This window comes from Micrococcus sp. KRD096 (assembly GCF_017168495.1).
GTDB classification, from domain to species: domain Bacteria; phylum Actinomycetota; class Actinomycetes; order Actinomycetales; family Micrococcaceae; genus Micrococcus; species Micrococcus luteus.
In genome coordinates this window covers 1-4423 of sequence record NZ_JABFAY010000060.1, presented here as the reverse complement: position 1 = coordinate 4423, position 4423 = coordinate 1, and the positions used below count along the sequence as shown (strand labels likewise).

5 protein-coding genes and 1 pseudogene are annotated in these 4423 nt (G+C 69.8%); 3 read left to right on the top strand and 3 right to left on the bottom strand.

The features are described from left to right. Positions 1-34: 34 nt before the first annotated feature. The 3 genes from J1M41_RS11580 to J1M41_RS11570 form a co-directional block, all read right to left on the bottom strand. Positions 35-661, bottom strand: a complete 627-nt coding sequence (locus J1M41_RS11580; protein WP_206451789.1) for a hypothetical protein — start codon at positions 659-661, stop codon at positions 35-37. A gap of 1 nt (position 662) precedes the next feature. Further along, positions 663-1586 (bottom strand): ParA family protein, encoded by a 924-nt coding sequence (locus J1M41_RS11575; RefSeq protein ID WP_061873039.1) that lies wholly within the window; start codon positions 1584-1586, stop codon positions 663-665. Between the two features lie 184 nt (positions 1587-1770). Then, positions 1771-2067 carry a helix-turn-helix domain-containing protein gene (locus tag J1M41_RS11570; protein WP_061873038.1) on the bottom strand — a complete coding sequence of 99 codons (297 nt, stop codon included), beginning with the start codon at positions 2065-2067 and terminating at the stop codon, positions 1771-1773. A gap of 144 nt (positions 2068-2211) precedes the next feature. Between J1M41_RS11570 and J1M41_RS11565 the strand changes: the two genes are divergently transcribed. From J1M41_RS11565 to J1M41_RS11555, 3 genes and pseudogenes are all read left to right on the top strand, one after another. Next, entirely contained in the window at positions 2212-2916 is a 705-nt protein-coding gene (locus J1M41_RS11565; RefSeq protein WP_084785986.1) for an SAF domain-containing protein, read from the top strand. Next, on the top strand, positions 2913-3737 hold the full coding sequence (locus J1M41_RS11560; protein WP_031943866.1) for a hypothetical protein: 825 nt from the start codon (positions 2913-2915) through the stop codon (positions 3735-3737). The genes J1M41_RS11565 and J1M41_RS11560 overlap by 4 nt, the downstream gene beginning before the upstream one ends. Then, a pseudogene (locus tag J1M41_RS11555) lies at positions 3734-4423 on the top strand (hypothetical protein); the annotation flags it as partial. The gene J1M41_RS11560 and the pseudogene J1M41_RS11555, both read left to right, overlap by 4 nt.

Genomic DNA, 4423 nt, shown 5'->3' with positions numbered 1-4423 from the left:
GCCCTGCCGGGCCGCCCCCCCTTCTCATGCCGGCTCAGCTCTTCGGCAGCCAGGCGTCGTACACCGAGGCGACCATGGCGCTCCGGGAGGGGGCGCCTAGACGGGCCACCTGCTCATCCAGCCAACCCCGCTGCTCCTGATCCAGGCGCAGCTGCACCTGCACGCCGCCCTGGCCGCGCGCGGCACCTCGGCGCCCACGCGGCATCCCCCCGTCCCCACGCGGCTTGTGCCCGCAGGCCGCCCAGAGCTGATCGTCGCTGAGCTCGTCGAACGCGTCGATCAGCAGGTCCGTGTAGGTCCGATGCCGCTTGGCGGCCGCGGTCCGCAACCGATCCAGGACCGGGACGGGTAGGTAGACGGCCGTGTTGCGCACGACCAGCTCTTCCTCTTCGGGGACGTCCACACGGTCCAGCTCGACCACCTGCGCGCCTTCCTGCGGGAACGCGCGCCTCACGTCTGGCATCAGTTCCGGTGCGGTCTCCCGCGCGGCGACAGGCACCGTTTCCGGTGTGGTGTCCTGCGTGGATTCCGGTGTGGCATCTGGCGTGGTTTCTGGCATGGCGTATGGCACAGAGTCGACCTTCTCCGCCGGCTTCTTCTTGCCCCGGCCACGCGCGTTGAACACAGCGCCGAGTCCATCTGCTCGATTGGGGGTCTCCATCTCAGGCGTCCTCCTCCTCGTCCTGGCCCAGGGCGCTCAGGCGTCCCAGAATCTCCTGGGCCAGTGCGGCGTAGTCCCCTGCCAGGCCATCCATGGTCGACGCATGGAAGGTCGAGGCTTCACCGGCCTTGATGCGCGCGAAGCGCTCTCGGTGAGCGCGGGCCACATCGCTCTCGAGCTCGTGCACCAGGCGTCCGCTCTTGCGCAGGTCCTGGGCGGCGCCGGCGGCGTGCCGAATACGGGCGGTGAAGACGGCCTCGTCGAAGGCCAGCCCCTGGAGCATCTGCTCGAGCGCCTGGCGGGCCTCTCGCTCGATCTTCACGGCGCGCGCCTCCACGTCGAACAGCGCCAGGCCCAACAGCTGCACGTCGGGGTTCGTGGTCTCGTGAACGGCCTGGAAGCGCTCGGCCGTCACAGCGACGCCGTCGAGGGAGCGGAGATCCGTCTTGGAGACGATGACCACGCCCTCGGCGACGCTGAAGGCGGCCTCGACCAGGGCGCGGTCTCCCGGGGGCGTGTCGATGACGACCAGGTCCCACTCCTCCATGACCTGGCTCAGGCTCCGGTGCAGAAGAGCCCCGAGGGGCGGGGCGTCGTAGCCGCGTGCCACCAGCAGGCTGATGATGTCGGCCAAACGAGGACCGCCGCGAACGACGCCCAGGCCTGGGCGCATGGGATCCGTGGAGATCGGCAGCGGCGCCCCATCTTCGAGGGCTCGACGCAGCTCGATTCCGTCCGACTTCTCTAGGCCGAGGTCGGGGGAGAGGTTGCCCTGGGGATCCAGGTCGATGGTGAGGGTGCGGATGCCGGCGGCCGCGGCCAGACCGGAGAGGTTGGCGACCAGCGACGTCTTGCCGGTACCGCCCTTGCCGTTGGCGACCGCCAGGACGCCTGGGATGGCGTATGAGCGCGCAGGGGTGGACATGAGGACCTCCTAGGTTCCCTGTGATCTGACTCCTCCAGTCTACTGCATCTCTCGGGAAATACCGAGAGATTTCCCGCAGTGTTATGGCGTTCAACTGGTGTAGCGGACGGTTGGGGACTGGCGCGCAGACGGCGGTGTTATGGCATGAACAGCACTCCTGATGTGGCGCCGGTATGGCATGAGGTCACCGCTCGACGATCGCGCCCAGGGCCTCGATCATCGCGCTGTAGGCCTCCCGGTTGAGGCGGTAGGTCAGGCGTCGGCCCCGGCGCGCTTCGGAGGTGTCGCTGGAGGTCAGCAGGCCGGCCTCCTCGAGGGTGCGCAGGTTCAGGGAGAGGGTTGCGCGGGGGATGTCCAGGGACGTGGCGAGGTCGTGGGCGCCGAGGCCGGGGGAGCGGGCGACCAGCACGAGGATGCGCATGCGCAGCGTGGAGTTGAACGCGACGACGGCCGTGTCGAGGGGGGATGCGGGGGCGCTCATGCAGAAATGTCTACCGTACAGAGGGACATGAGGGGGCGGTCCGGGCTTTATGTCTGGTGAAGGACCAAGCCACCTGCCATCACGGCTGGCAGGTTTGATACGCTCCCCGTGCAGTCCCCCCAGTAGCGAGAAAGGCAGGCCAAGGTGGCTCTGAGAAAGCGGTCGCCCAAGGTGACCCCCACCGAGAACCCGCGCGTCAGCGAGGCCGGCTCCAGCGCGGCGGCTCCCGTGGGCCGTCCTGCGCCGACGCCGGTGGCCAAGCGCCGCGTGGGCGGTGTGGCTGTCGCCGTCGCCCTGGCTGCCCTGGGCGGCCTCGGCGCGTTCGTGGGGACCCAGGCCAACGAGGCCAAGCCCTACCTGGTGGTGAACGCTCCCGTGGAGCGAGGGCAGAAGATCGAGTCCTCCATGCTCTCGTCCGTGCGCGTGGCCGGCGACCCCAGCGTGCTGGTCCCCGCGACCGAGGCCCAGCAGATCCAGGGGCAGGTGGCCACGACCGACCTCCAGCCGGGCAGCACCATCACGCGCACGTCCACGGCAACGTCCTTGGGTGTGGAGGACGGCGAATCGCTGGTGGGCCTGGCTCTGGAGGTCGGGCGCCTGCCTGCCCGGGAGATGGCCGCAGGAGATCACGTCCAGGTCCTCTTCACCCCGGGCAACCAGAACACCAAGGCCGGTGACGAGAACCAGAATCACGACCCCGTCGCGGCCGTGGTCGAGGCCAGCCACCATGACCAGAACAGCGGGAAGACCACCGTGGATCTGCGCGTGAAGCAGGCTGACGCCCAGAAGGTCGCCACCTGGGGTGCCGCCGGCACCGCCAGCGTGATCATGCAGGGAGCGCAGAAGTGAGCATCCTGACCCTTGCGGCCTTCGGCGTCAGCCCGGGGGTGAGCACCACGGCCGTGGCCATGACGTTGCAGTGGCCGCGCCCTGTGCTGCTCGTGGAGGCCGACGTCAGCAAGCCCTCATCCGTGCTCGCCGGGTGGTTGCAGGGCAGCATGCCGGCCGACAGCGGCCTGATGGGCATCGCCCACAACTCCATGCGACAGGCCCTGACGGAGCAGGACATCTGGGACTACGCCGTCGACCTGGGAACGGGCCAGGACGCTGGCCAGCCTTCCCGCTGGCTCCTGCCCGCCATGTCCGAGCCGCTGGCCGCGCGATCCATGCGGGGCCTCTGGCCGGAGTTGATGATGGCTCTGCGCGCCGTCTCTGGCCAGGACATCGACGTGATCGTCGACGCTGGCCGCTCCGAGAACGCCCACGGACGGGAGGCGCTCTGGCGTGACAGCGACCACCTGAGCGTCGTGGTGCGCAGCGACCTGGTCTCCGTGGCCGCGGCGCGTGCCTATCTGCCGGCCGTGCTGGAGGCCCGCGCTACCGCGGGGGCAGTGGACACGTCCTCCCTGCTCGTGGTCGAAGATCGAGCCCAGGAGTTCCCCTCCAAGGACATCTCCAAGGTGCTGGGCCTGCCGGTGCGTGGACGCCTTCCCCAGAGCCCGGAAGCCGGCGCTCACTTCGGCGGGGGCGCCCAGGCGACGTCCTGGAGGCTGCGTTCCTACACGCGGGCCATCGGTGCCGCCAACGCCTCCCTCGCGGACGCGCTGATGGCCCGCCGCCAGCTCATCGAGGCGGACATGCCCACCGAGACCGGAGGAGAGCAGCGATGAAGGATCAGACCCCCGACATGTCCCTGGACCTGCTCAACCTCCCGTTCCTGACCGAGAGCACCCCGGCCAAGCCGGCCCGGCCGTCCCTGATCCCCGCCTCCGCCGGCGCTCACCTGGCTCGCCCGCTGGGCACTACCCCGTCTCCCACCGATTCCGCTGAGCTGCCCGGGCTGTCCCGGCCGCTGACTGCTGTGCCCGAGCCGGCACCGCAGGCCGAGCAGAGCGCCCCGGCCCGGCCGAGCAACACCACGGAGCTGACGGGCTTCTGGTCGATCGTCGACGTGCTGCGCGCCAAGGCCGTGGACTGGCACGCCGAGGAGACCGCCGACCGCATCGACCTGCCCGAGAGCGAGCTGCACGCCATGGGCTGGCGGCACATCGACCGCGCGATCATCGAGCAGATGCGTGAGAACGTGCAGACCGGCGGCCGCGACGCCGCATGGACTGCCGAAGAGCAGGCGGCACTGCGCCAGGCCACCTTCGATGCGATGTTCCGTCTGGGCCGATTCCAGGCACTCGTGGACGAGCCCGGGGTGGAGAACATCCACATGATCGGTTCCGACCACGTCTGGGTGGAGAAGGCCGGCGGCAGCATGGAGCGCCGCCCTCCCGTCTTCGAGACCGATGAGCAGATGATGGCCGAGCTCCAGTTCCTCGCCGCGAACGCGGGGGAGGAGTCCCGCCCC